Annotated in this window: 24 protein-coding genes; 7 read left to right on the forward strand and 17 right to left on the reverse strand. The window is 57.3% G+C overall.

Annotated features, from left to right (window positions below; all coding sequences use genetic code 11):
• Nucleotides 1–195: 195 nt before the first annotated feature.
• Nucleotides 196–1,047, forward strand: a complete 852-nt coding sequence (gene rpoH / locus PROAA_RS01265; RefSeq protein WP_186409575.1) for an RNA polymerase sigma factor RpoH — start codon at nucleotides 196–198, stop codon at nucleotides 1,045–1,047.
• Nucleotides 1,048–1,163: 116 nt separating this feature from the next.
• Here rpoH and PROAA_RS01270 read toward each other — a convergent pair whose 3' ends face one another.
• From PROAA_RS01270 to serC, 3 genes are all read right to left on the reverse strand, one after another.
• Complete coding sequence (locus tag PROAA_RS01270) at nucleotides 1,164–1,640, reverse strand: VOC family protein (protein WP_186409576.1); 477 nt, start codon at nucleotides 1,638–1,640, stop codon at nucleotides 1,164–1,166.
• Between the two features lie 32 nt (nucleotides 1,641–1,672).
• Nucleotides 1,673–2,842: a phosphoglycerate dehydrogenase gene (locus tag PROAA_RS01275; protein WP_186409577.1), complete on the reverse strand. Its 1,170-nt coding sequence runs from the start codon at nucleotides 2,840–2,842 to the stop codon at nucleotides 1,673–1,675.
• Between the two features lie 102 nt (nucleotides 2,843–2,944).
• On the reverse strand, nucleotides 2,945–4,027 hold the full coding sequence (gene serC, locus PROAA_RS01280) for a 3-phosphoserine/phosphohydroxythreonine transaminase (protein ID WP_186409578.1): 1,083 nt from the start codon (nucleotides 4,025–4,027) through the stop codon (nucleotides 2,945–2,947).
• 239 nt (nucleotides 4,028–4,266) lie between these two features.
• Between serC and PROAA_RS01285 the strand changes: the two genes are divergently transcribed.
• A complete protein-coding gene (locus PROAA_RS01285) occupies nucleotides 4,267–4,641 on the forward strand; it encodes a DUF485 domain-containing protein (RefSeq protein ID WP_342669200.1) in 375 nt (124 codons plus the stop codon).
• A complete protein-coding gene (locus PROAA_RS01290) occupies nucleotides 4,641–6,314 on the forward strand; it encodes a cation acetate symporter (protein ID WP_186409579.1) in 1,674 nt (557 codons plus the stop codon). The genes PROAA_RS01285 and PROAA_RS01290 overlap by 1 nt, the downstream gene beginning before the upstream one ends.
• Before the next feature lie 87 nt (nucleotides 6,315–6,401).
• Here the strand turns inward: PROAA_RS01290 and panD are convergent, their stop codons facing one another.
• The 9 genes from panD to hda form a co-directional block, all read right to left on the reverse strand.
• Complete coding sequence (gene panD / locus PROAA_RS01295; protein WP_245664108.1) at nucleotides 6,402–6,773, reverse strand: aspartate 1-decarboxylase; 372 nt, start codon at nucleotides 6,771–6,773, stop codon at nucleotides 6,402–6,404.
• Between the two features lie 91 nt (nucleotides 6,774–6,864).
• Complete coding sequence (gene panC / locus PROAA_RS01300) at nucleotides 6,865–7,689, reverse strand: pantoate--beta-alanine ligase (RefSeq protein WP_186409581.1); 825 nt, start codon at nucleotides 7,687–7,689, stop codon at nucleotides 6,865–6,867.
• A gap of 34 nt (nucleotides 7,690–7,723) precedes the next feature.
• On the reverse strand, nucleotides 7,724–8,533 hold the full coding sequence (gene panB / locus PROAA_RS01305; protein WP_186409582.1) for a 3-methyl-2-oxobutanoate hydroxymethyltransferase: 810 nt from the start codon (nucleotides 8,531–8,533) through the stop codon (nucleotides 7,724–7,726).
• 3 nt (nucleotides 8,534–8,536) lie between these two features.
• Entirely contained in the window at nucleotides 8,537–9,190 is a 654-nt protein-coding gene (locus PROAA_RS01310) for a deoxynucleoside kinase (RefSeq protein ID WP_186409583.1), read from the reverse strand.
• Between the two features lie 24 nt (nucleotides 9,191–9,214).
• Complete coding sequence (locus PROAA_RS19235) at nucleotides 9,215–10,324, reverse strand: methyl-accepting chemotaxis protein (RefSeq protein ID WP_186409584.1); 1,110 nt, start codon at nucleotides 10,322–10,324, stop codon at nucleotides 9,215–9,217.
• A gap of 155 nt (nucleotides 10,325–10,479) precedes the next feature.
• Nucleotides 10,480–10,971 carry a 2-amino-4-hydroxy-6-hydroxymethyldihydropteridine diphosphokinase gene (gene folK, locus PROAA_RS01320; protein WP_186409585.1) on the reverse strand — a complete coding sequence of 164 codons (492 nt, stop codon included), beginning with the start codon at nucleotides 10,969–10,971 and terminating at the stop codon, nucleotides 10,480–10,482.
• A 13-nt stretch (nucleotides 10,972–10,984) separates the two neighbouring features.
• A complete protein-coding gene (gene pcnB / locus PROAA_RS01325) occupies nucleotides 10,985–12,349 on the reverse strand; it encodes a polynucleotide adenylyltransferase PcnB (RefSeq protein WP_186409586.1) in 1,365 nt (454 codons plus the stop codon).
• A gap of 105 nt (nucleotides 12,350–12,454) precedes the next feature.
• Nucleotides 12,455–13,117 (reverse strand): histidinol-phosphatase, encoded by a 663-nt coding sequence (locus tag PROAA_RS01330; RefSeq protein WP_186409587.1) that lies wholly within the window; start codon nucleotides 13,115–13,117, stop codon nucleotides 12,455–12,457.
• 13 nt (nucleotides 13,118–13,130) lie between these two features.
• Nucleotides 13,131–13,823: a DnaA regulatory inactivator Hda gene (hda, locus tag PROAA_RS01335; protein ID WP_186409588.1), complete on the reverse strand. Its 693-nt coding sequence runs from the start codon at nucleotides 13,821–13,823 to the stop codon at nucleotides 13,131–13,133.
• A 135-nt stretch (nucleotides 13,824–13,958) separates the two neighbouring features.
• Between hda and purM the strand changes: the two genes are divergently transcribed.
• Nucleotides 13,959–15,020 carry a phosphoribosylformylglycinamidine cyclo-ligase gene (purM, locus tag PROAA_RS01340; RefSeq protein ID WP_186409589.1) on the forward strand — a complete coding sequence of 354 codons (1,062 nt, stop codon included), beginning with the start codon at nucleotides 13,959–13,961 and terminating at the stop codon, nucleotides 15,018–15,020.
• A gap of 37 nt (nucleotides 15,021–15,057) precedes the next feature.
• Here the strand turns inward: purM and PROAA_RS01345 are convergent, their stop codons facing one another.
• Entirely contained in the window at nucleotides 15,058–15,402 is a 345-nt protein-coding gene (locus PROAA_RS01345) for a hypothetical protein (protein WP_186409590.1), read from the reverse strand.
• 185 nt (nucleotides 15,403–15,587) lie between these two features.
• Between PROAA_RS01345 and PROAA_RS01350 the strand changes: the two genes are divergently transcribed.
• From PROAA_RS01350 to PROAA_RS01360, 3 genes are all read left to right on the forward strand, one after another.
• Entirely contained in the window at nucleotides 15,588–16,730 is a 1,143-nt protein-coding gene (locus PROAA_RS01350; RefSeq protein ID WP_186409591.1) for an efflux RND transporter periplasmic adaptor subunit, read from the forward strand.
• Nucleotides 16,727–19,795: an efflux RND transporter permease subunit gene (locus tag PROAA_RS01355; protein ID WP_186409592.1), complete on the forward strand. Its 3,069-nt coding sequence runs from the start codon at nucleotides 16,727–16,729 to the stop codon at nucleotides 19,793–19,795. The genes PROAA_RS01350 and PROAA_RS01355 overlap by 4 nt, the downstream gene beginning before the upstream one ends.
• Before the next feature lie 252 nt (nucleotides 19,796–20,047).
• A complete protein-coding gene (locus PROAA_RS01360; RefSeq protein ID WP_186409593.1) occupies nucleotides 20,048–20,551 on the forward strand; it encodes a hypothetical protein in 504 nt (167 codons plus the stop codon).
• Between the two features lie 18 nt (nucleotides 20,552–20,569).
• Here PROAA_RS01360 and PROAA_RS01365 read toward each other — a convergent pair whose 3' ends face one another.
• Genes PROAA_RS01365 through PROAA_RS19240 form a run of 4 tightly spaced genes read right to left on the reverse strand, consistent with a single transcriptional unit; the run spans nucleotide 20,570 to nucleotide 22,816 of the window.
• The gene (locus PROAA_RS01365) at nucleotides 20,570–21,370 is read right to left on the reverse strand and encodes an SDR family oxidoreductase (RefSeq protein ID WP_186409594.1); all 801 of its coding nucleotides are present in this window, start codon (nucleotides 21,368–21,370) and stop codon (nucleotides 20,570–20,572) included.
• A 32-nt stretch (nucleotides 21,371–21,402) separates the two neighbouring features.
• A complete protein-coding gene (locus tag PROAA_RS01370; protein WP_222102039.1) occupies nucleotides 21,403–22,062 on the reverse strand; it encodes a thiol:disulfide interchange protein DsbA/DsbL in 660 nt (219 codons plus the stop codon).
• A 10-nt stretch (nucleotides 22,063–22,072) separates the two neighbouring features.
• Nucleotides 22,073–22,666: an SPOR domain-containing protein gene (locus PROAA_RS01375; protein WP_245664109.1), complete on the reverse strand. Its 594-nt coding sequence runs from the start codon at nucleotides 22,664–22,666 to the stop codon at nucleotides 22,073–22,075.
• 33 nt (nucleotides 22,667–22,699) lie between these two features.
• Nucleotides 22,700–22,816: a DALR anticodon-binding domain-containing protein gene (locus PROAA_RS19240; RefSeq protein ID WP_281182212.1), complete on the reverse strand. Its 117-nt coding sequence runs from the start codon at nucleotides 22,814–22,816 to the stop codon at nucleotides 22,700–22,702.
• Nucleotides 22,817–22,819 lie beyond the last annotated feature (3 nt).

Genomic DNA, 22,819 nt, shown 5'->3' on the forward strand with positions numbered 1-22,819 from the left:
GCGTATTCAACCTGACAACGGCCCATCGAGGCGACGCGGCAATCAAAACAACACTCGTGTCGCCTTTACAGGATCGAACGTTCTTTGCTGGATTTCCTCAATTACAAACCGATACAAGAAACTTTTCGCCCTCTTAGCACTCTCAGCTATTGAGTGCTAAAATGATCTCGTGAACAATAGAAAGGAGAGGTTGAAATGACGCAAGCTCTTGTTTTTCCGTCGATCTCCTCGGTTGGAAATATTGACGCCTACATTCAGGCAACGCGGCAGTTCCCGCTTCTGACGCAGGAGGAGGAGGTTCGGCTGGCGACGCGATTCCGCGACGAGGAGGATCTTGAGGCGGCGCGCCAGTTGGTCCTCTCTCACCTGCGTCTGGTAGTGTCGATTGCCCGTGGGTACCTCGGCTACGGCCTGCCACATGCCGATTTGATTCAGGAAGGAAACATCGGTCTGATGAAGGCCGTCAGACGCTTTGATCCGGCCCATGGTGTGCGTCTTGTGTCCTTCGCGATGCACTGGATCAAGGCCGAAATCCACGAATACGTGCTGAGAAACTGGCGTATGGTCAAATTGGCCACGACCAAGTCGCAACGCAAGCTGTTTTTCAATCTGCGCAGCATGAAGCCGGGAAGTGAGTCTTTGACATCTCCGCAGGTGGCCAATGTTGCGCATCAGCTCAGCGTGAAGCCGGAAGAAGTCATCGAGATGGAAACCCGCCTATCGGGTCGTGATCTGGCGCTTGAATCGGGTCGGGACGACGCGGATGATTTTGCACCGATTGCTTACCTTGAGGATAACCGTAGCGAGCCGACACAGGTGCTTGAATCGCGCGCTCGCGATCATCTTCAGGGCGAGGGATTGCAGGCAGCGCTTTCCGACCTCGACGAGCGTAGCCGCCGGATCGTTGAGGAGCGCTGGCTCAGCGATGATCCCGCAACATTGCATGAGTTGGCTGATGAATTCGGTGTTTCCGCCGAGCGCATTCGCCAGATTGAAACCAAAGCCATGCAAAAGATGCGTACCAGCCTTTCCCCGCTGGTTGCCTGAAGCTGATAAGCCGTTTTGGGCTGGAAGCCTCCGGAGAAGCCGTTCAGTGATCACTGAACGGCTTTTTCTATTCTGGAGACATGACGCTGCGAAACGACGGCGCGCTACTTCTGCCCCTAGCCTTGCCCATTGCCCTGCTTGAAGAGCGCTTCGGCACGTCTGTTGATTTCCTCTGGCGCAAGGTCTTCCTTATGCGTTGCCAGAAACCAGACGTGTCCGAACGGGTCTTCCAGCGTGCCGCCACGGTCGCCATAGAATTGGTCTTGCACGGGCTTTACGACCTTCGCACCTGCTGCGACCGCCTGGGCAAAAAGTTTGTCTACATCCTCGACATACACGTGCAACCCAACCGACGAGCCACCCAGCACCTTGGGGCTACGGAAATTGAACTCTTCACACGGGTCGGCCATCATGATGTGCGAATCGCCGATCATTATTTCCGCATGTCCGATATCGCCACTGGGCATAACCAGACGAAACAACTCATTCGCCCCCAGGGCCTGCTTGTAAAACTCGATGGCCTCGGCGGCACCTTTAATGCTCAGATACGGCGTGACGCTGTGGTAGCCATCGGGTATGGGTTTGACAGACATGTTGTTCTCGTTTCTCGCCTTGATGACGCATTTCAGGACGGCAGGTAACGCACACGCAATACGCCGCTGATCGCGTTCAATTGATCGATGACGGCTTGCGGCACAGCCGTTTCGACATCCACCAGCGTGAAAGCGAGATCGCCGCGCGACTTGTTGACCATGTTATGGATGTTCAGCCCGGCGTCGGCGAGTGTCGTCGAGATTTGTCCCAGCATGTTCGGCACATTGGCGTTGGCGATGGCCAGCCGATAGCCGGATTCGCGCGGCATGGCGATGTTGGGGAAATTAACGGCATTGAGAATGTTGCCGTTTTCCAGATAGTCGGCCACCTGATCGGCCACCATGATGGCACAGTTTTCTTCGGCTTCCTCGGTCGAGGCGCCGAGATGCGGCAGTGCGACAAAGCGCGGATGCTGGCGTAGCAGGTTGCTCGCGAAATCACAAACATAGGCATGCAGTTTGCCGTCGTTGAGGCCATCGAGTACGGCCTGCTCATTGACGATGCCATCACGGGCAAAGTTGAGCAGAATGCAGCCCTTCTTCATCAGCTTGACGCGCTCGGCATTGATCAAATCCTTGGTCGCGGGAAGAAAGGGAACGTGTATGCTGACGAAATCCGCACGCTTTACCAGATCATCCACGCTGGCTGCCTTTTTGACATGCGCGGGCAGGCGCCAGGCCGCGTCCACGGTGATATCCGGATCGAAGCCGATAACGTTCATGCCGAGCTGGATGGCCGATTCCGCAAGCATCGAGCCGATCGCACCCAGACCAATGATGCCCAGCGTACTGCCGCTCAGCTCATGCCCGACATAATGCTTCTTGCCCGCCTCGACCTGCTTGTGCAGCGCCTCGTCGTCCCCCTTCAAACCGTTCACAAAATTGAGCGCCGGGTACAAGTTGCGCGTTCCGATCAGCATGCCGGCGATGACTAGTTCCTTGACTGCATTGGCATTGGCGCCCGGCGCGTTAAACACGACCACGCCGCGTTCGCTCATGGTCTTGATCGGAATATTGTTGGTACCGGCACCAGCGCGGCCGATGGCGAGGACGCTGGACGGAATGGGCAGTTCGTGCATTACCTGGGAGCGCACCAGAATGGCGTCCGGTTCGGTGCCGTCATTGCTGACGACATAGTCTTCGGGCAGCCGGGAAAGCCCCTTCTTCGAGATGGCATTGAGTGTCTGAATTTTGCGGGTCATGCGTGTTTCCTCGTCTATTTGCTGTTGGATCCAGAGAAGCGTGATAAATCACGGCAAGTACGATGAGTACGCTTGGTCTTGCCCATCGTAGTCATCGCGCGCTTAACCGTGCTTTTTCTCGAAGTCCTTCATGAGATTGACCAGCGTCTGAACGCCTTCGATGGGCATGGCATTGTAGATCGATGCGCGCATCCCGCCGACGGAGCGGTGGCCCTTGAGTTGCACCATGCTGCGCCCTTTCGCGTCCTTGAGGAATTCGTCATCGCATACGGCATTTTTCAGGGTGAAGGGAATGTTCATCAGCGACCGATTCTCGGGTGCCACTGGCGAGTTGAAGAAGCGGGAAGCATCCAGTGCGTCGTAAAGCAATTGTGCTTTCGCGCGGTTGGCTTTCTCCATGGCCGCCAGCCCGCCCTTGGCCTTGAGCATCTTGAATACCAGTCCGGCAATATAGATGGCATAGGTCGGAGGCGTGTTGTACATCGATTCGTTCTCGGCGTGGGTCTTGTAGTCGAACATGGTTGGCGTTCCGTTGATGGTCTGGCCAAGCAGATCATCACGCACAATGACCAGCGTCAGGCCGGCCGGGCCGATGTTCTTCTGGGCGCCGGCGTAGATCAGGCCAAACTTCGACACGTCGATCGGGCGCGACAGGATAGTCGAAGACATATCGGCAACCAGTGGCACGTCGCCGGTCTGCGGAGTCCAGAAGATTTCGACGCCGCCGATCGTCTCATTTGGCGTGTAGTGGACATAGGCCGCATTTGGGTCGAGTTTCCATGCATCCTGCGCAGGAGCGTAGGAGAAGTTCTTGTCTTCCGATGACGCAACAACGTTAACCGCGCAGTATTTCTTCGCTTCCTTGATGGCCTTCTTCGACCATTCGCCGGTGTTCAGATAGTCGGCGGACGCTTTGCCGCGCAGCAAATTCATCGGCACCATGGCGAACTGACTGGATGCACCGCCTTGCAGGAAAAGCACCTTGTAGTTGGCCGGAATTCCCATCAGTTCACGAAGATCGGCTTCGGCTTCGGCCTGAATTCCCATGTATTCCTTGCCGCGATGCGACATTTCCATGACCGACATGCCGCAACCATGCCAATTGGCAAGCTCGTCGCGCGCCAGTTCGAGAACTTCCTGGGGGAGAGTGGCCGGCCCGGCGCTGAAATTGAAAATTCGTTCCATCGGGAAGTGATCCTTTCTTTCTGAAAATTGGCTGGAGGAAATAGTTGGGAAACGGGAACAAGGTTGTGTTGCTTTGAAAAGCGCGGCCGGTGTCGTGTGGCGCCAACCGCTCATTTTAGCGAAATTGGCTGCATATGGGGTAATGGGCAAGAACAGGAGGAAAAAACGGGAGCTATGGGCCAACAAATATCCAATACTTATTAACCACTTACCAATTCCATATTTAAGCAAATCCGTATATGATCCCCAATTTTTTGTTTCATCCTGCAGTTTTTTCAAAGGGGGGTAATGCTATGAGCAGTGAAATTTATGAGCGGATGCGGGTCAATCCGAAATTCCAGGAGCTCGTTGCAAAACGAGGGCGCTTCGCCTGGACGCTTTCAATTGTCGTTCTAGTCCTGTTTTACGGCTTCGTATTGATGGTTGCTTACAATCCAAGCACCCTCGGTCAACCTGTCAGCGATGGTTCCATGTTGACGGTGGGGGTCGCCGCAGAGCTTTTTCTCTTCGTTTTATTCTGGGTGCTCTCGGCGCTTTACGTACGACGCGCCAATACCGAATTCGACAACCTGACTCAGGAAGTCATCAAGCAAGCCCGTAAGGAGGTCAAATAATGCGACGCATGACTCAACTTGCCAACGCAGCAGGACTCTTCATCTTTTGTGCTTTGGCCTACGCTGGGCCGCCGGTAGAAGGCGTCATGGAAAAACAGGCGACCAACTGGCACGCAATCATCATGTTCTGTGCTTTTGTGGCTTTGAGCATGGGCATCACCTACTGGGCGTCCAACCGCACCAAGTCCACGGCTGACTTCTATACGGCCGGTGGCGGTATCACCGGTTTCCAAAACGGCTTGGCCATTGCCGGTGACTATATGTCAGCCGCTACGCTTCTCGGCTTGACGGCACTGGTCTACAGCAAGGGCTTCGACGGCTACCTGTATATGCTGTCCTTCTTCGCCGGTTGGCCGATCATTCTCTTCCTGATGGCTGAACGCCTACGCAATCTCGGGCGCTTCACCTTTTCCGACATAACGGCCTTCCGTCTTGACCAGGGCAAGGTGCGGACCATGGCGGCGATTTCGTCACTGACTGTGGTCTGCTTTTACCTGATCGCCCAGATGGTCGGCGCCGGCCAGTTGATCAAGCTGCTTTTTGGGCTCGATTACAATGTCGCTATCATTGGCGTGGGTATCCTGATGATGGTCTATGTGACCTTTGGCGGTATGGTTGCCACGACCTGGGTGCAGATTATCAAGGCCTGCATGCTGCTGTTTGGCGGCACGCTGGCAATGCTGCTGGCCTTCAGCCAGTTCGGATTCTCTTTCCATACCCTTGTCGAGAAGGCGACGTCGACTCATGCGCTGGGGTTCAAGCTGATGACACCAGGCGGTCTGTTGTCCAATCCGATCAATGCCATTTCCCTAGGCCTTGGTCTGATGTTCGGTACCGCCGGCCTACCACACATCCTGATGCGTTTCTTCACCGTGACCGATGCCAAGGAAGCGCGCAAGTCGGTGCTCTATGCATCCGGCTTCGTAGCCTACTTCTTCAACGTGATTTTCCTGATGGGCCTTTGTGCCATCCTGATCGTCGGCCAGAACCCTGAGTTTTTTGAAGGCGGCACGATCGGCGGCAGTCTGATCGGCGGTGGTAACATGGTCGCCATGCATTTGGCCAAGGCGGTTGGCGGCGACATGCTGCTCGGCTTCATGGCAGCCGTTGCCTTCGCGACCATCCTTGCTGTGGTTTCCGGACTGGCGCTGGCAGGCGCATCGGCGATTTCGCACGATCTCTACGCCAACGTGTTCAAGAAAGGCAAGGCCACGGAAGCTTCGGAGATCCGCGTTTCGAGGATCGCCACCATCTGTCTCGGTGTCGTGGCCATCATCCTCGGCATCCTGTTCGAAAAGCAAAACGTCGCATTCATGGTCGGCCTGGCCTTCGGTGTCGCGGCTGCGGCCAACTTCCCGGTGCTCATCCTTTCGATGTTCTGGAGAGGCCTGACCACACGTGGAGCACTTTTCGGCGGCTATGGCGGCCTCTTTTCCGCCGTCACCTTCGTCGTGCTTTCCAAGTCGGTATGGGTTGATGTGCTGGCCAATCCAGCGCCGCTGTTCCCCTATACCCAGCCGGCACTTTTCGCCATGCCGATCGCTTTCCTGCTGGCCTTCATCGTCTCGAAGTCTGATTCGAGCGTAAGGGCAAAGTCCGAAATTGCAGCGTTTGAAGACCAGTACATTCGTGGTCAGACGGGCTTCGGAGCATCGGGAGCAAGCAAGCACTAAAGACGCTTCACCAACAAAAAGCCCTGGCCGGTCTACCCGCCAGGGCTTTTTTATTACGCGAGAAGCGGAACGTCGGGGAGCGTCGGTTCAGGCGGCCGCTTGCGCTGGTATCGAACTACCTTGGCGCGCGATGCGGTTTTGTGCGTCAAAGTAGATCAGCGCCGGTGCGTATTTCGCGAGTTCGACTTCGTTGTAGACCGCAAAACTGGCAATGATGAGAATGTCGCCTGGCGCAGCTTTGCGCGCCGCCGAACCATTCACCGAGATGATGCCCGACCGACGTTCGGCACGAATGGCGTAGGTCGTGAAACGCTCACCATTATTGACATTCCAGATATCGATCTGCTCATACTCGCGGATGTTGGCCGCGTCGAGCAGGTCCTCGTCGATAGCGCATGATCCTTCATAATGAAGCTCCGCGTGGGTTGTGGTCACGCGGTGCAGCTTCGACTTCAGCATCGTTCTCTGCATGGTTTTGCCCGTGCAAGTTGTGTTGGGGGATACGCATTGTAACGGCTAATCTCAGGCTGTCAAGGCCGTGTTGCAGAGATTAAATGTCAATGTTATCAATGAGTCTCGGTGTGCCAAGTCTGCTGGCAGCAAGCACTACGAGCGGATTGTTTCCGGCCAGTGGAACCTGCAGGTCGGATTGCTGGCGTATTGCAACGTAGTCGGTCTTCCAGCCGTGACTGTCGAGTTCGACAGTGGCCGCACGTTCGAGTCTCTCGAAGTCCTTATCGCCAGCAAGAACCGCTTCGCGGATACCGCTCAGAATGCGGTAAAGACGTGGAGCTTCGCTCCGCTCGGACGGTGACAGGTAACCATTGCGCGACGAAAGCGCCAGGCCATCATCGGCACGCACCGTTTCGCCGCCGACGATTTCAATGGGCAGCGCCAGTTGTCGTGTCATGTTGCGCAGAATCATCAGTTGCTGGTAGTCCTTCTTGCCGAACACGGCAACCTGCGGCTGTACGATATTGAACAGTTTGAGTACGACGGTCGCAACGCCCCGGAAATGACCGGGACGCACTTCACCCTCGAGCTGGTTCTGGATACCGGGCGGATCGACATAATATTGCTGCCGTTCGGGGTAGAGGTCGGCCTCGGTCGGTGCGAACAGCAGATCAATGTCCGCTTCCCGGAGTTTTTCGCAGTCGGCTTCAAAGGTGCGCGGGTATTTCTCGAAATCCTCATTCGGACCGAACTGCAGACGATTGACAAAAATGCTGGCGACGACCGTATGCCCGTGTTCGCGCGCCTGCACCATCAGCGAGAGGTGGCCATCGTGCAGGTTACCCATGGTCGGGACGAAGACCACGCGGCCATGGTTTCTCAGGGCGTGGCGCAGGTCGGGAATGGCGGAGTGAATCTGCATGGGGTTTTGTGCTTCTTGGTTGAAAGAGGTTAAGTCAATAACAATGTTCCGGGCCGGGGAAGCTGCCGTCCTTGACCGCCGCGACATAAGCGGCGATGGCAGTGGCGATAGACCGTTGACCGTCCATGAAGTTCTTGACAAAGCGTGGTTTCTTGCCTGGGGTGACATCCAGCATATCGTGCAGGACGAGGACTTGCCCCGAGCAATCCTTGCCTGCTCCGATGCCAATGGATGGAGCGTGGTTTTCAGTGGTGACCTTGGCGGCCAGGTCAGACGGAATCGCTTCCAGCAGCAGCATGGCCGCGCCCGCTGCAACGTGAGCTTTGGCATCCGCCATGACTTTGGCGGCTGCGTCACCCCGACCCTGCACACGATAGCCGCCGAGAGTGTGCACATACTGCGGGGTCAGGCCTACATGCGCCCAGACGGGAATGCCGCGCTGCGTCAGAAATGCAACGGTCTCCGCCATTTCGATACCGCCTTCCAGCTTCACCATCTGAGCTCCGGCAGCCATCAGCCTGGCGGCGTTGCGGTAGGCCTGAACAGGTGACTCCTGATAGGACGACCACGGCAAGTCCGCTGCGACCAAAGCGTGTTTGGCTCCGCACGCTACGCTGCGGGTATGGTAGGCAATGTCGTCAACGGTCACCGGCAGCGTTGAATCGTGGCCTTGAAGCACCATGCCGAGCGAATCGCCAACCAGCAGGACTTCGACCCCAGCGGCATCGCACAACTGCGCGAAGCTCGCATCGTAACAGGTGAGAACGGCGATCTTTTCCCCGTCCGCCCGCATCTTTGCCAGGTCAAGTTGCGTCAATCGTCGTGTTGCGGAATGCGTGGACATGGATTAGTCCCCTCTATTGAAGTATTCGCGGCGACCGCGCATGGATTCGATACGCTGGACGAGCAGCAAAAAATCATCGGTGCTGTCAGCAAAGTTGAGATTCTCGGAGTTAACCACCATTACCGGCGCATCATCATAGTGGTGAAAGAATCGCGTATAGCTCTCGCCCAGGAGCATCAGGTAGTCGTCGCTGATCCGGCGCTCCATGTCGATACCGCGCTTGCGGACACGAGCAATCAGCGTTTCTGGTTTGGCCTGCAGGTAGATTACCAGATCGGGTGCAACGGAAGCCTGGGGCGAAAGTCGATCATAGATTTGACGGTAAAGTTTGTACTCGTCTTCGTTAAGGGTCAGGCCAGCGAACAACAGGTCCTTCTCCAGCAGGTAATCACTCACCACGGTTCGCGGGAAGAGTTGAAGTTGAGTACGTTCATGCAATTGGTCAAGGCGATGGAAAAGGAAGAAAAGCTGTGTCTGCAGTGCGTAGCGTTGCTGGTTCTGATAAAAACGGCTGAGAAATGGATTGGTTTCCGGCTGCTCAAGCAATAATTCGGCGTCCAGATGTTCCCCCAGGCGTCTGGCGAGGCTGGTCTTGCCGACGCCGATCGGGCCCTCGACAACAATGTTGCGAACCCCGGTACGCAGGGTATTCTTCATCAATGCGGGCGTATTTCTACGGGATCATGTTGCCGAGCCACTCAAGCCGGCTGCCGCCATGCGGCTGAGGCATTCCAGAACTTGTTGGCTTGCTTCTTCCATGCGGGTGAGTAGCTGGGTGCCGCCGCTGAAGTCACCGTCGAGCAGCTTGGCGACGGCCTCTCGACCGAACTGATGGACCTGCTGATGCGGGGTCTCCATCGCCTGATAGCCGTCGAGCTTCGAAAAACACGTCTTGCCGTCGCCTTCGTAGTACCACTGCCCGAGACGGCAAGCCTTGTGGCTGGCAAAATCTTCGGAACGTTTGTCGGAGATGCCAATGAACACCTTGTAGACCTCGAATTTATAGACAAGGTGGTCAACCTTAGCGAGTTCGGTAAAGCTGCGCAGTCCGGCATCGATGATCACCGCTTCCATTTTATTTGAAAGACTCAGTATCTCTTCGATGTGCTCGGTGGCAGCTATGCCTTGTTGACCGAAATCGTCGGCTTGACCCGAGAGATCGGACATGCAGTCCTTGGCACGCAGCGTGTCGTTCTTGATGTTGCCAATCAATCCCGAAATGTCGTTGGTGGCCTTGGTCGTACGTTCCGCCAGCTTGCGCACCTCGTCGGCGACCACCGCGAAGCCGCGCCCGGCTTCGCCGGCACGGGCCGCTTCGATCGCCGCATTAAGAGCCAGCAAGTTGGTCTGGTCTGCGATTTCCTTGATCAGCGCCAAAATGCTTCCGATCTTCTCGGTGCTGGCATTGAGGCCTTCGACCTGATCCATCGTGCCGTGTGAGTTGCCGGCCAGCAGACTCAGATTGTCGCTGAGTGTACGTGTCAGGTCGCGGCTGGCGCTGGACATTTCTGCGGCCTTGGTCGCGGCAGCAATTTTTTCCTTCATAATCGCTGCTATTTCCGCGAGACTTGATTGCGATTCCGAGAGACTGAGCCCGAAGCGTCCGAGATTTTGGTATAAGTCGTCCCGGTCCCTGCTCACGGCCGCCGTTGAGTTGTAACGATCCTCGATCGATTTGCGTTCTGCCTCCAGATCGGCGAGTTGCTGTTTCAAATGGCCGATTTCGCTCTGAGCAACATTCAGTTGCTGGCGCAACTCTGCGTCTTGCGATGACTTCCCGAATAGACCCATGACACACCCTCCCCGAGTGATTGCGAACAATTAGAACGGTATACGAAATACGCAGTGCCTAGGATACACAGAGCTGCCCAAGGATAGTCAAGCTTGAGCGGCTGTTGCATGAAAAAATGATGGGCGCGAACGCACGGGGTCGATTTCCCGATACTTCATGGCTCCCGAGAATTGAGGCGTTCGATCGCTTGCATGCTGACTGCCGGTAGCCATGCCGCTGCGTGACCGCGACCTGGAATCCGACACTGCGGGGAGATTTCGATCAGCGGAGCAATGACAAAGGCGCGCAGATGCATGCGCGGGTGCGGCAACTGGAGCTGTGGGCTGTCGATGATCTGTCCGTCAACGAGCAGAAGATCCAGATCGAGCGTGCGCGGTGCATGGTGAAAATCGCGCCGCCTTCCAAACTGTTCTTCGACTTCGAACAGGGCGGCGAGCATCGCCTGAGGCGTCAGCATGGTTTCAATGGCTGCGACGGCGTTGATGAAATCGGGTTGGCCACGAATGCCGACCGGTGCTGAGCTGTAAAGCGACGAGGCGCGCAGCAGGCGCGATTGCGGAAGCCGTGTCAGTGCTTCAAGCGCGGCGCGAACCTGAGCGACCGGGTCGGCCAGATTGGCGCCGAGCGCGACGTAGGCGAGTCGCATCGGTTGGTTCAATTCATTCCGCTGTTTCTGTGGAGGAGTCCGGGGCAATCCGGCGCTTGCGGCGCCTGCGTTTCTTTGTCTCGCTCGCTCTTGCCGGCAGCAGCATGGCGCTACGGGCGTCGCCATCGTGATTCATGAAATCCGTCCACCACTGACCCAGTTCGCCATCCACTTCGCCGGATTCGGCACGCAGGAGCAGAAAGTCGTAACCGGCTCGGAATCGGGGTTGTTCGAGTACGCCAAAGGGGCGCTTTCCCGAACGCTGTTCGAAACGCGGTTGCAGCGCCCAGATGTCCTTGATGTCGCCGGCGATTCGACGCGTGATCGCCAGTTTTTCGGCTTGAACGTCGAGTACTTCGTCCATGGCCTGAAAGAGCGCCGGGATGCGTGTCAGGGCCTGGCGATCACCACCAGTCATGAGGGCGTCCCACTTGGCCAGAACTTCGTGCCAGAGCAAAGTGGCGAAAAGGAAACCGGGCGAGATCGGCTTGCCCTCACGCACACGACGGTCGGTGTTTTCCAAGGCAAGCATGACGAAACGTTCGCCCATCGGCTGTTCGAGAATCACATCGAGCAAGGGCAGCAGCCCGTGATGCAGCCCTTCGGCGCGGAGTTGTTCCACGCACCTGACGGCATGGCCCGAAGTCAACAGCTTGAGCATTTCGTCGAACAGGCGGGAAGGCGGGACGTTCTCGATGAGCTCGGACATTTCACGAATCGGCCGGCCGGCGGCCGGGTCGATGGTCAAACCAAGTTTTGCCGCCAGGCGCACGGCGCGCAGCATGCGCACGGGGTCTTCGCGGTAGCGGATTTTTGGATCGCCAATCATGCGCAGCGTCTTTTGCTTCAGATCGGCCACGCCGTGGTGATAGTCGACGATGGTTTCGGAGGTTGGGTCGAAGTACAGGGCATTGACCGTGAAGTCGCGCCGCGCTGCATCGTCCTTCTCGCTGCCGAAAACGTTGTCGCGCAACACGCGGCCCTGGTCGTCGGTCTGAGCCTTGTTGCCGACATGTTGATCGTGGTGGCCGCGAAACGTGGTGACTTCGATGGTCTCCGACCCCATCATCACGTGCACGATCTGGAAGCGGCGTCCGATGATGCGAGCACGACGGAAGCAGCGGCGCACCTGTTCCGGTGTGGCGTTGGTGGCGACGTCATAGTCCTTGGGGACAAGGCCGGCGATCAGGTCGCGCACTGCCCCACCCACGACATAGGCTTTGTAGCCATTCTTTTGAAGTGTCTCCACGGTGCGCCGACTGCCGCTGCTGATGGCGTCGCGGCGGATACCGTGTTTGCCGACGCCGATAACTGCGGGCTCGCCGGATGCGCCAGGCGCTTTGCGTCCGAAGACACGGGTTATGAATTTGCGGATCATCGCTCGTTTCTGCTTATTTTCCGGGTCATGAATTACGCGCAATGATAGCCGTATTTCTCACGAAAATCAGTCGCTTAACTTCAAATAGCATATTGCTGCATACCATCAACGCAAACTCAGGATGGGCCAACCTGCAGATTCCGCGTAGGCGTGCAGCGTGCTGTCAGGATCGACAGCCACTGGATTGCTGACAAGAGACAGCAGTGGCAGATCGTTCAGCGAATCGCTATAGAACCAGCTACGCTCAAAGCTCTTCCAGCACAAGCCCATCGATTCAAGCCAGTCCTCGACGCGGGTGACTTTCCCTTCCCGAAAAGCAGGCGTCCCTCGCGGTTTGCCCGTGAATCGACCGTTCTCCTGAGCCGGGATGGTGGCAATCAGGTGGGGTATGTTCAATTCGTGGCAGATCGGGCCGGTGACGAAACTGTTGGTGGCCGTAACCATGGCGCACAGGTCACCATTGTCCTGATGGCGTTTGACGAGGTCACGGGCCTTTTGCCCAATCATCGGCCGTACGCGATCGGCCATGAATTCTTCATGCCATGTTTGAAGATCGGCGTGCGTGTTTTCGGCCAGTGAAGCGAGCTGAAAATCAAGGAATTCGTGGATGTTCAGCGTGCCCGACTTGTATTGTTCGAAGAATTCGGCATTGCGTCTCTCGAAGCTGTCGCGATCGAGCACGCCCTTGCTGATCAAATGTTGCGTCCATTCGTAATCGCTGTCGCCCGAGAGAAGCGTATTGTCAAGATCGAACAAGGCAAGTTGCATGGCTGGCTTTCCGCTACGCCTTTGCTTCAGAGAGGTTTTCGAACTCCAGTACTTCGCGCAACAGAGGCACTGTAATGGCACGCTTTTGCTCAAGCGAATAACGGTCAAGTGCAGCAAGGAGCGCCGCGAGGCTGCGCATGTCGCGCGGTGCGCGGGCCAACAGATAATCGAGCGCATCCTGTGGCAGGCGCAAGCCACGCGCCTCGGCTTGCGTTGCCAGAGCCACCTTTTTCTCTCCGTCGCTAAGTGCATGCAGACGATAGATCAAGCCCGAGCCGAGCCGGGTGCGCAGGTCCTCGCGCAATGAGAGTTTAAGGGGTGGCTGGCTGGCAGTCGTTATCAGGCGTCTGCCCGAAGCCGGGAGGCGATTGAACAGATTGAAGAGCGCGATCTGCCCGGTCTCGCTCAGCATTTCGACGTTATCTACTGCGTACAAAAACCGGGCGTCACTCATGCTGTCCTCGCCTGCGCGAGCCATTCTCGTCAGGTCGGGGTCAGTTGATGCGTCGCTGTACTCGGCTTCGCAGGCGTGCAACAGGTGGGTCTTTCCGGAACCTTTCTCGCCCCACAAGAACAGCGAGGCTTCGGAGCTGTCGGGTGCGAGCCAGGCCGCAAGCCCGGTCAACATCTCAACATTGCCTCCTGCGACAAAGTTATCGAGGCGAGGCGAGGCTTCCGGCAATAAATCAAGGATAAGCTGGCGCATTGGGAAGGTGCTGCAAGCCGCTGTGCTGGCAGCACGCGAGAGGCTAATTCGGATAAAATTCCGACCTTTGCTGATGGAATCGCGCATTTTAGCACCTCCGCGACTTCGCTAGCCTCGTTTGGGACACGCTACAAGATGAATCAGCATGCAAAGCAGTCGCTTTCCTATCGTGATGCCGGTGTTGATATCAGTGCGGGCGACGAACTGGTCGAGCGCATCAAGCCCTTTGCCAAGCGCACCCTGCGCGAAGGGGTTCTGGGAGGGTTGGGAGGCTTTGGCGCGCTTTTCGAAGTGCCCACCAGCCGTTATCGCCAGCCGGTACTGGTATCCGGCACCGATGGCGTGGGAACGAAACTCAAGCTGGCCTTCGAACTCAAGCGCCATGACACGGTCGGTATCGACCTCGTCGCGATGAGCGTCAATGATGTGCTGGTTCAGGGTGCCGAGCCGCTTTTCTTCCTCGACTACTTCGCCTGCGGCAAGCTGGATGTCGATACGGCGGCCAGTGTCATCGAGGGAATTGCTCAGGGCTGCGAATATGCTGGGTGTGCCCTGATCGGCGGCGAGACGGCTGAAATGCCGGGCATGTACCCGGATGGTGAATACGATCTGGCCGGTTTTGCCGTCGGCGTGGTTGAAAAGTCGGCCATCATTACGGGCCGAGAAATCGTTCCGGGCGACGTCGTCCTGGGTCTGCCGTCCTCCGGCGCTCATTCCAACGGCTATTCGCTGGTTCGCAAGATAATCGCCCGCTCGAATCCGGATCTCGACACTGCCTTCGATGGCGACGGCGCGCAAACCCGAACCCTGGCTGACGCGCTGATGGCGCCGACGCGCATTTACGTAAAGCCCATTCTTGCGCTGATGGCGGCGTTGCCGATCAAGGGCATGGCGCATATCACGGGAGGTGGCCTTACGGAAAACGTTCCGCGCGTGCTGCCGCAGTCAGTCAAGGCCGTCATCGAGCAATCGAGCTGGTTACGGCCCAAGCTTTTCCAGTGGTTGCAGAGCGAGGGCCAGGTTGCCGATCACGAAATGCATCGCGTCTTCAACTGCGGCATCGGCATGGCGATCATTGTGGCTCGTGAAAACGTCCAGCAGGCGCTGTCTCAGTTGCATGCGAACGCGCAGGAGGCGCTGGAAATTGGCTACATCGCAGCGCGTAGCGAGGGCGAGGCGCAGGCGATCATCGTCTGAGTTGCGTTCCGGATCCTTGCAAAGCGGGATCGGAAGATCAGATCCTGAAATTGATGGCCTGAGAATGGGAGCTTGCCCGGCGACACCGCGTAAGGCGAGTGTCGAGCAATACCGGAATCTGTTCCTTGCGGCGATCATCCAACCGCCGCTCCTTGCTGACGGGCCGATCACTACGCCTGTTGCGAAGCGGTGAACGCTCGCGGCCTTCGTCAACAGCAGGCTTTCCCTCGTCAACAGCCTGCCGCGGCTCCTGAGATGAGTGGGGCAAGGTGGCACGAAGCCGGGCCGGGTTTTCTATCGGGCCCGCCTTCTTGTCTTCAGCGAACGCTTTGTTGTCGCCTTCATTGATGTACGGCGACACCACTTCGGCTGGAATTCTCATTGCTTCTTCCTGTCCTTACTTAAATCCTTGATCGAATTATCGGCGTTTTTTCCCGAAGCTTGAATCGGATATTTCCATCAGAGCTATCCAAATGCATCCAGCTCCGGTAGACTTCGCAGTTACTGACTGACCGGTCATTAACTCCTGATTTATTTCGCCCGTCGCGACGGGAGATTCGGACTGCCATGCCGCGCAAAAAACATCGTTCCTGGGTACTGATGGCCGCCATTCTTGGCTTGGTCGGGATGGCGTTTTGGGCCTATTCGGCCTTTCGTTCCCCTTCCGGGCCCTTGTCGCCAGCGATTTCCGGTGGCGCGCAAGGCGCTACTTCTGGAAACAAGTCCACTGCCGGCTCCCCCGCCAATCAGCCGGGCGGTTTCGGGTTACCAGTTGAAACGGCCCGAGTAGTGGCCGCCGATTTTGCGCTGGTTGCAACCGCCGTCGGTTCTTTGCGCTCAAACGAATCCGTCGTGCTTCGCCCCGAGATCGCCGGGCGAATTTCGTCCATCAATTTCAAGGATGGCTCTGCCGTGAGCAAGGGCGCACTTCTGGTCGGGCTGGATGCGGCGACGCAGAGGGCCGAATATGAACAGGCGAGGGCCAATCTCCGTCTTGCTCAAGCCAACCTGAAGCGATCACGGGAACTGATCGAGAAGAAGTTCCTCAGCCAGCAGGCGCTCGACAATACTCAGGCCACCCTTGAGGTGCAGAAGGCCGCACTCGCACTGGCTCAGGCCAGGTTCGACAAGACACGCATCACGGCGCCATTCTCAGGCGTGGTTGGTATCCGCAATGTGAGCGTTGGTGACTACGTAAAGGAAGGTCAGGAGCTGATCAACCTTGAGGACATAGGTATCCTGAAGATCGACTTCCGTCTGCCTGAAGCCTATCTCGGCCAGATCAAGCCAGGGCAGGCTGTTGAAGCCACTAGCGACGCTTTGCCGGGGCAGAAGTTCGAGGCTGTTCTTGATGCCATCGACCCCCTTTTCGACACGGGCGGCCGGGCCATTTCGTGCCGGGCGCATCTGTCCAATGCCGATGGCCGTTTGCGGCCCGGAATGTTCGTGCGCGTGCGTCTGATCCTGGAACAACGCAAGGAAGTACTGATGATTCCGGAGCAGGCCATCGTGCCTGATACGGAAGCCCCGTTCGTTTACCGCGTGGTCGCAGGCAAGGCCACGCGCGTGCCGGTGAAAACCGGGCTGCGGCGTGACGCACAGGTTGAGATCGCAGATGGTCTGGCAGCCGGCGACGAAATCGTGATTGCCGGACAGCTCAAGTTGCGGGACGGCGCGCAGGTCATGGTTGTCGGCGGACCGGCTCAATGAAAATCTCTGACCTGTGTATCCGTCGCCCCGTTTTCGCGACGGTACTCTCGCTTTCGGTCATGCTGATCGGGCTGGTTTCCTATACGCGGCTGCCGGTGCGCGAATATCCGAAAATCGACGAGCCGGTGGTGACGGTCGATACGACCTATCGTGGCGCTTCGGCCGAGATCATCGAGTCGCGAATCACCAAGCCGCTGGAGGACTCGCTGGCCGGTATCGAAGGCGTTGACGTCATCACTTCAATTTCACGCCAGGAAAACAGTCAGATTTCAGTACGCTTCAAGCTCGAACGCAATCCGGATTCGGCGGCATCCGATGTGCGTGATCGGGTTTCGCGCGTCCGCAACCTGTTGCCGACTGACGTCGACGAACCGGTGATCGCCAAGGTTGAAGCCGACGCCAATCCGATCATCTGGCTGGCATTTTCCTCGGACAAACACTCGGCACTGGAAGTGACCGACATCGCCAACCGCATCGTCAAACCGCGTATGCAAACCTTGCCTGGCGCGGCCAACGTCCGTGTATTCGGCGAGCGCAAATTCGCCATGCGTATCTGGCTGGACCGGGAACGGCTGGCGGCTTTCCATCTCACGCCGCAGGATGTCGAAGATGCCCTGCGCCGGCAGAACGTCGAAGTGCCGGCTGGGCGTATCGAGAGCGAGAGCCGCGAGTATTCGGTGGTGGCCAAAACCGACCTGACGCAACCCGACCAGTTTGCCGACATCATCGTAAAACAGGCCGGCGATGCCAAGGGTAGTTACCCGGTGCGCATCAGCGACCTTGGTCGGGCCGAGATCGACGCGGCGTCTGAGCGCAGCACGGTGCGATTCAAAGGCAAGCCGGCGGTTGCGCTGGGCGTGATCAAGCAGGCTACGGCAAACCCGCTGACACTCTCAAGAGCCTTGCGCGCCGAGTTGCCCAAGGTTACCAGTGAATTGCCGGAGGGTATGCGCGTTGAGATTGCCTATGATTCGTCCGTGTTCATAGACCGCTCGATCGAGGCGGTCTTCTCGGCCATCGCCGAGGCCATCGTGTTGGTGCTGCTGATCATCTTCTTCTTCCTGCGCAACGTGCGGGCGACGTTGATTCCGCTGGTTACCATCCCTGTTTCGCTGATCGGCGCCTTTGCGCTGATGTTCATTCTCGGTTTTACGATCAACACGCTCACTTTGCTTGCATTGGTTCTGGCAATCGGCCTGGTTGTCGACGATGCCATTGTGGTATTGGAGAACATCTATCGCCATATCGAAGAAGGCATGCCGCGACGTGAAGCCGCCTTCAAGGGCGCGCAGGAAATCGGCTTTGCCGTAGTGGCGATGACCATTACGCTGGCTGCTGTCTATGCGCCGGTGGCTTTCATGACCGGGCGCACCGGCAAGCTTTTCGTTGAATTTGCACTGACGCTGGCCGGTGCGGTGCTGGTTTCCGGCTTTGTCGCGCTGACGCTCTCGCCGATGATGTGCTCGCTCCTTCTGCGCCATGAAGAAAAGCATGGCGCCGCCTACGTGCGTGTCGAACAATTCCTCGAATGGATGACTGCTGGCTACCGGCGGGTGCTCACCGCTGCGCTTGATCGCCGCTGGATTGTCATGCTGGCGTTCGTGTTCGTCGCGGCCACCAGCGTTGTCCTGCTCAAGGCGCTCAAATCGGAGCTGGCGCCGGTCGAGGATCGCGGCATTATCCTGGGGGTTTTCCTCGGGCCGGAGGGTGCTACGCTTGACTACACCGACAAGTACGCGCGCCAGCTTGAGGGAATCTACAGCGACACCAAGGACGTCGAACGTTATTTCGTCGTGGCCGGCAACCCGACGGTCAGCCAGGGTATTTCCTTCGTTGGTCTGAGCGACTGGAAGGTGCGCAAACGCAGCGCCGGCGAGGTGGTCAAAGAGTTGTTTCCAAAATTCATGGGCATCCCGGGAGTGCTGGCCTTCCCCGTACAACCGCCTTCACTTGGACAAAGCCCGCGCGAGCGTCCGATCAATTTTGTCGTCGTGACATCGGCGACCTACCCCGAATTGCTGGAAACAACCAACGCTATTCTCGCCGAAGTGGCGAAGAATCCGGGGCTGACCAACGTCGATACCGACCTCAAACTCAACAAGCCTGAGCTTTCGGTTAACGTCAACCGCGAGAAGTCTTCGGATACCGGCGTGCAGATTGAAACCATCGGCCGGACGCTGGAGACCATGCTGGGTGGGCGGCAGGTGACGCGATTCAAACAGGATGGCGAGCAATACGACGTGATCGTTCAGCTTGCCGACGCCGAGCGAACCCGCCCTTCGGATATTCGCGATATATTTGTGCGTGCAAAGGACGGCGGCATGATTCCGCTTGACAGCCTGATTAGCGTTACGGAAACGCTCAGCCCGCGTGAACTCAATCATTTCGGTCAGCGTCGTGCGGTGACGATTACCGCCAATCTGGCGCCTGGCTATACCATGGGCGAGGCTTTGGGTTTCATGGAGCAAACGGCCAACCGAGTTCTGAGGCCGGGCTACGCCATCGACTATGCGGGCCAGTCACGCGAATTCAAGACTTCCAGTTCGTCGCTGGCAATCACCTTCGTGCTGGCGCTGGCGTTTATCTATCTGGTGCTGGCCGCACAGTTCGAAAGCTTCCGTGATCCCTTCATTATCATGCTCACCGTGCCTCTGTCGATGACCGGTGCTCTCGGCGCTTTGTGGCTTACCGGCGGTACGCTTAACGTCTATAGCCAGATTGGCCTGGTGACGCTGGTCGGTTTGATCACCAAGCACGGCATTCTGATTGTCGAGTTTGCCAATCAGTTGCAGGAAAAGGGTAGCGACATCAAACGGGCGGTGATCGAGGCGTCCGAGCTCCGGCTGCGGCCGATTTTGATGACGACGGGTGCCATGGTACTTGGCGCCATTCCTCTGGCGCTGGCGACAGGTGCCGGTGCCGAAAGCCGGCAGCAAATCGGCTGGGTGATTGTCGGTGGCCTGTTGCTCGGCACCTTCTTCACGCTATTTGTGGTGCCGACGGTGTATAGCCTGCTGGCACGGCGCAAGAATCCCACGCTTGCGGAAACCGCGCAGAGCGCTTGACACGGTTGCGGCCGGCACACGAGATCGTGCGCACCGCCATGCCATGTCAACCGACTGGCATCGATAGCGACAGCTCGCTCATGGCTGCGCAGAATACAATTCACCCGATACAAAATCATCCGGGTGGATCAAATAACAATCATCAAAAACTCGCAAAAATAGGACATTATCGTTGTTTTTGCAGAGTCAAATCCGTTACAGTAAACAAAAATAAGTCAATAAAAACATACTGCTGTATGGAGGATGTATTCAATGAGTATTATTTTTGTAAAGACGCCGAAGGGCATTGCGGAGATCGAACAGCGTGGTGGTGGCCTGACACCGCGCGTAAGACGGGTTCTGATCATGCTGGACGGCAAACGCACGGATGACGATATTCGCGCCATGGCGTTGGTCGACGATTTGGAACAGACTCTCGAAACGTTGGTGGAAGCCGGGTACATTGAGTCTCCAAAACAGCCCGAAGCCTCAGCCGCGGCCACCGGGGCCGGTATCGTCAATACTGTCACGTTTCGCGAAGTACCGGATAAGCCCGACCCGAAGGAGATGGAGATGGCCAAGAACTACATCATGAACACGCTGAAGACGTTCTGCGGCCCGATGGCGCATCTGTCGATCTATGAAGCCGTAACTGCTGCCAGAACCCATGAAGAGCTTCGCGCCCAGTTTGTCCCCTGGCACAACGCCATCACGCTGACGCGCGACGGACGTCGGCGCGCTGAGGATCTCTGCGCCGACCTGCTTAAAGTGATTTGATCGTCAGTCTTGAACCGGCTACAGAACTCTTGGTTTTCTTGGGGCGTTGACGAATAATCGATCATAGAGCGCGTTGGGCAGCAGGCGCAGAACCTTGGCTACGATGCCCATCTGCCAGGGAATGACAGCGTAGCTGGTGCCGCGTTCGATTGCGCGTGCGAAGCGGCGCGCGGCGTCATCGGCCGTTAGCAGAAATGGCATCCGGTAGGGATTGATTGCCGTCATTGGCGTTTCGATGTAGCCAGGGGCGATGGTGACGACCTTGATTCCGGATTCGCGCATTTCAAGCCGCAGGCTTTCGAGGTAGGTGATCGCTGCCGACTTGGAGGCGCTGTAGGCTTCGGCACCGGGCAGGCCGCGTACACCTGCCACCGAAGCGATACCGACCAGGCGGACCGGAATACCCGCTTTGGCGGCTTGCCGCATGGCGGCGATGAAGGGTGAAAAGGTCGCTGCCATGCCATAGACGTTGATGTCGAAGATGCGCCGGAAGGCCTCAAGATCTTCGGAGCATTCGGTGAGGGTGCCGGAAGAGACGCCAGCGTTCGCGATCACGATGTCGGGGGCGCGCGCGCCTTCACTGGTGATGAAGTCTATCGCTGCCGAACGCAGTGCGTCAGCATCGGTAACATCAAGTGGATAGCAGGAAACGTGTTTCGCGCCTTCGCTGAACAGCGTATCGGCGAGTATCGCGAGTTGATCGCCACGCCGGGCAGCAAGTCCGAGTACTGCGCCCTTCCTGGCATAGTGCGTGGCCAGCGCACTGCCGATGCCGGACGACGCACCGGTGATGAAGACCTTCAGTGCGGCGGAATGCACGGGTCGGCGAGCATGGCTCCGGCCAAAGAAAGCTACTTCTTCAGTTTTCGTTCTGCGCGCACCTTGTTGATGATTTTGTCAGTCAGCGGCAGAAGTTCTGCGGTCGACTTAACGCTCTGGCCAACGACCAGATAACGGCCGTCTACCGCCAACGCGGGAACACCACGAATCCTGAAATTCTGGGCCATCTGATCGGCGCGCTTGGTCTTGCTGACCACACCAAAGGAGTTGTAGGCGTCGGAAAACTTCTTGGCATCAACACCTTGAGACACTGCCCATTCCTGGATGCTATCGTCGTCGATCAGTCTCAAACCCTTGTCGTGCAGGGCATGAAAGACCTCTCCATCAAGCTTGGCGAGATCACCGGTCGCTTCAAGTGCGTAGTAGAGCCGGGCAAGATTGGCCCACTGTGGACGATTAAAGCTCACCGGCACACGCTTGAAAGTAACGTCACCCGGCAGTTTGGACGCCCACTTGCTGACATGCGGGTGAAATTCGTTGCAGTGTGAGCAGGCGTAGGAGAAAAACTCGACGACCTCAATTCGGCCCGGATCATCGGTCCCTTGTGCCGGCTCGATCACGGTGTAGTCTCGTCCGACGGCGAGTTGGGCATGCGCCGGCAGGGCCATCGAAACCAGCGCGAGTACGACGGCAGCAAACCATCCCGTAATGAACGTTTTCATCCTTTGCATTCTCTTCTCCTCAATCCTTTCTGACCAGACTCGCCTCTATACCCTGCTTGGCAAGATCAGAACGCATGTTATTGACTTCGTCCATCTTCCTGAATGGCCCGAGTCGGACACGATACCAGACCCTGTCCTGAAGCATGACCTGCTGAACCGACGCTTCTACGCCCATTAACGCGAGTTTCGTCTTCTGGTTGTCAGCGTCATCGACATTCTGGAACGAGCCCGTCTGCAAATAGACCGACTCCTTGAGCATGTTTTCCTTTTCACCCTTGTCCTTGACTACTTCGGTGGGTTTCGGATCGGGGATGGCCTCGGCGTTGCCAGGCAATATCTTGTAGAAATCGAAACGCGGCTTGTCACCATTCTGCGGAACAGGATCACCCGGCTTGCCGGGCAGCGCCAGCGGGGCAACTGTAGTGCCGGCTTGCTGAGCGGTGGACGGCGAGGGTTGGCCCTTGTTGGAAAAAGGCGGCGGCGTTTTGAAGATGTACCAGACCACACCCGCTGCGCAGAGTACACCAAGAACCAGACCGACGAATATGCCGACCAGCATGCCGCCTCCCGATCTTCTTCTGGCCGTTGCTTTACTGTGTTTGCGAGGTTTCATGTCACGACTCATGGGCATCTATCCGGTTCAATGTTACATCGATTGGGGGGCGCTCACACCGAGAATGGACAAGCCGTTACGGATGACTTGACGCACGGCGACAGCCAGAGCAATACGCGCGTTCGTCAAGGCGTCGTCGTCGACCAGCATTCG

It is taken from the genome of Candidatus Propionivibrio aalborgensis (assembly GCF_900089945.1).
Classification (GTDB): domain Bacteria; phylum Pseudomonadota; class Gammaproteobacteria; order Burkholderiales; family Rhodocyclaceae; genus Propionivibrio; species Propionivibrio aalborgensis.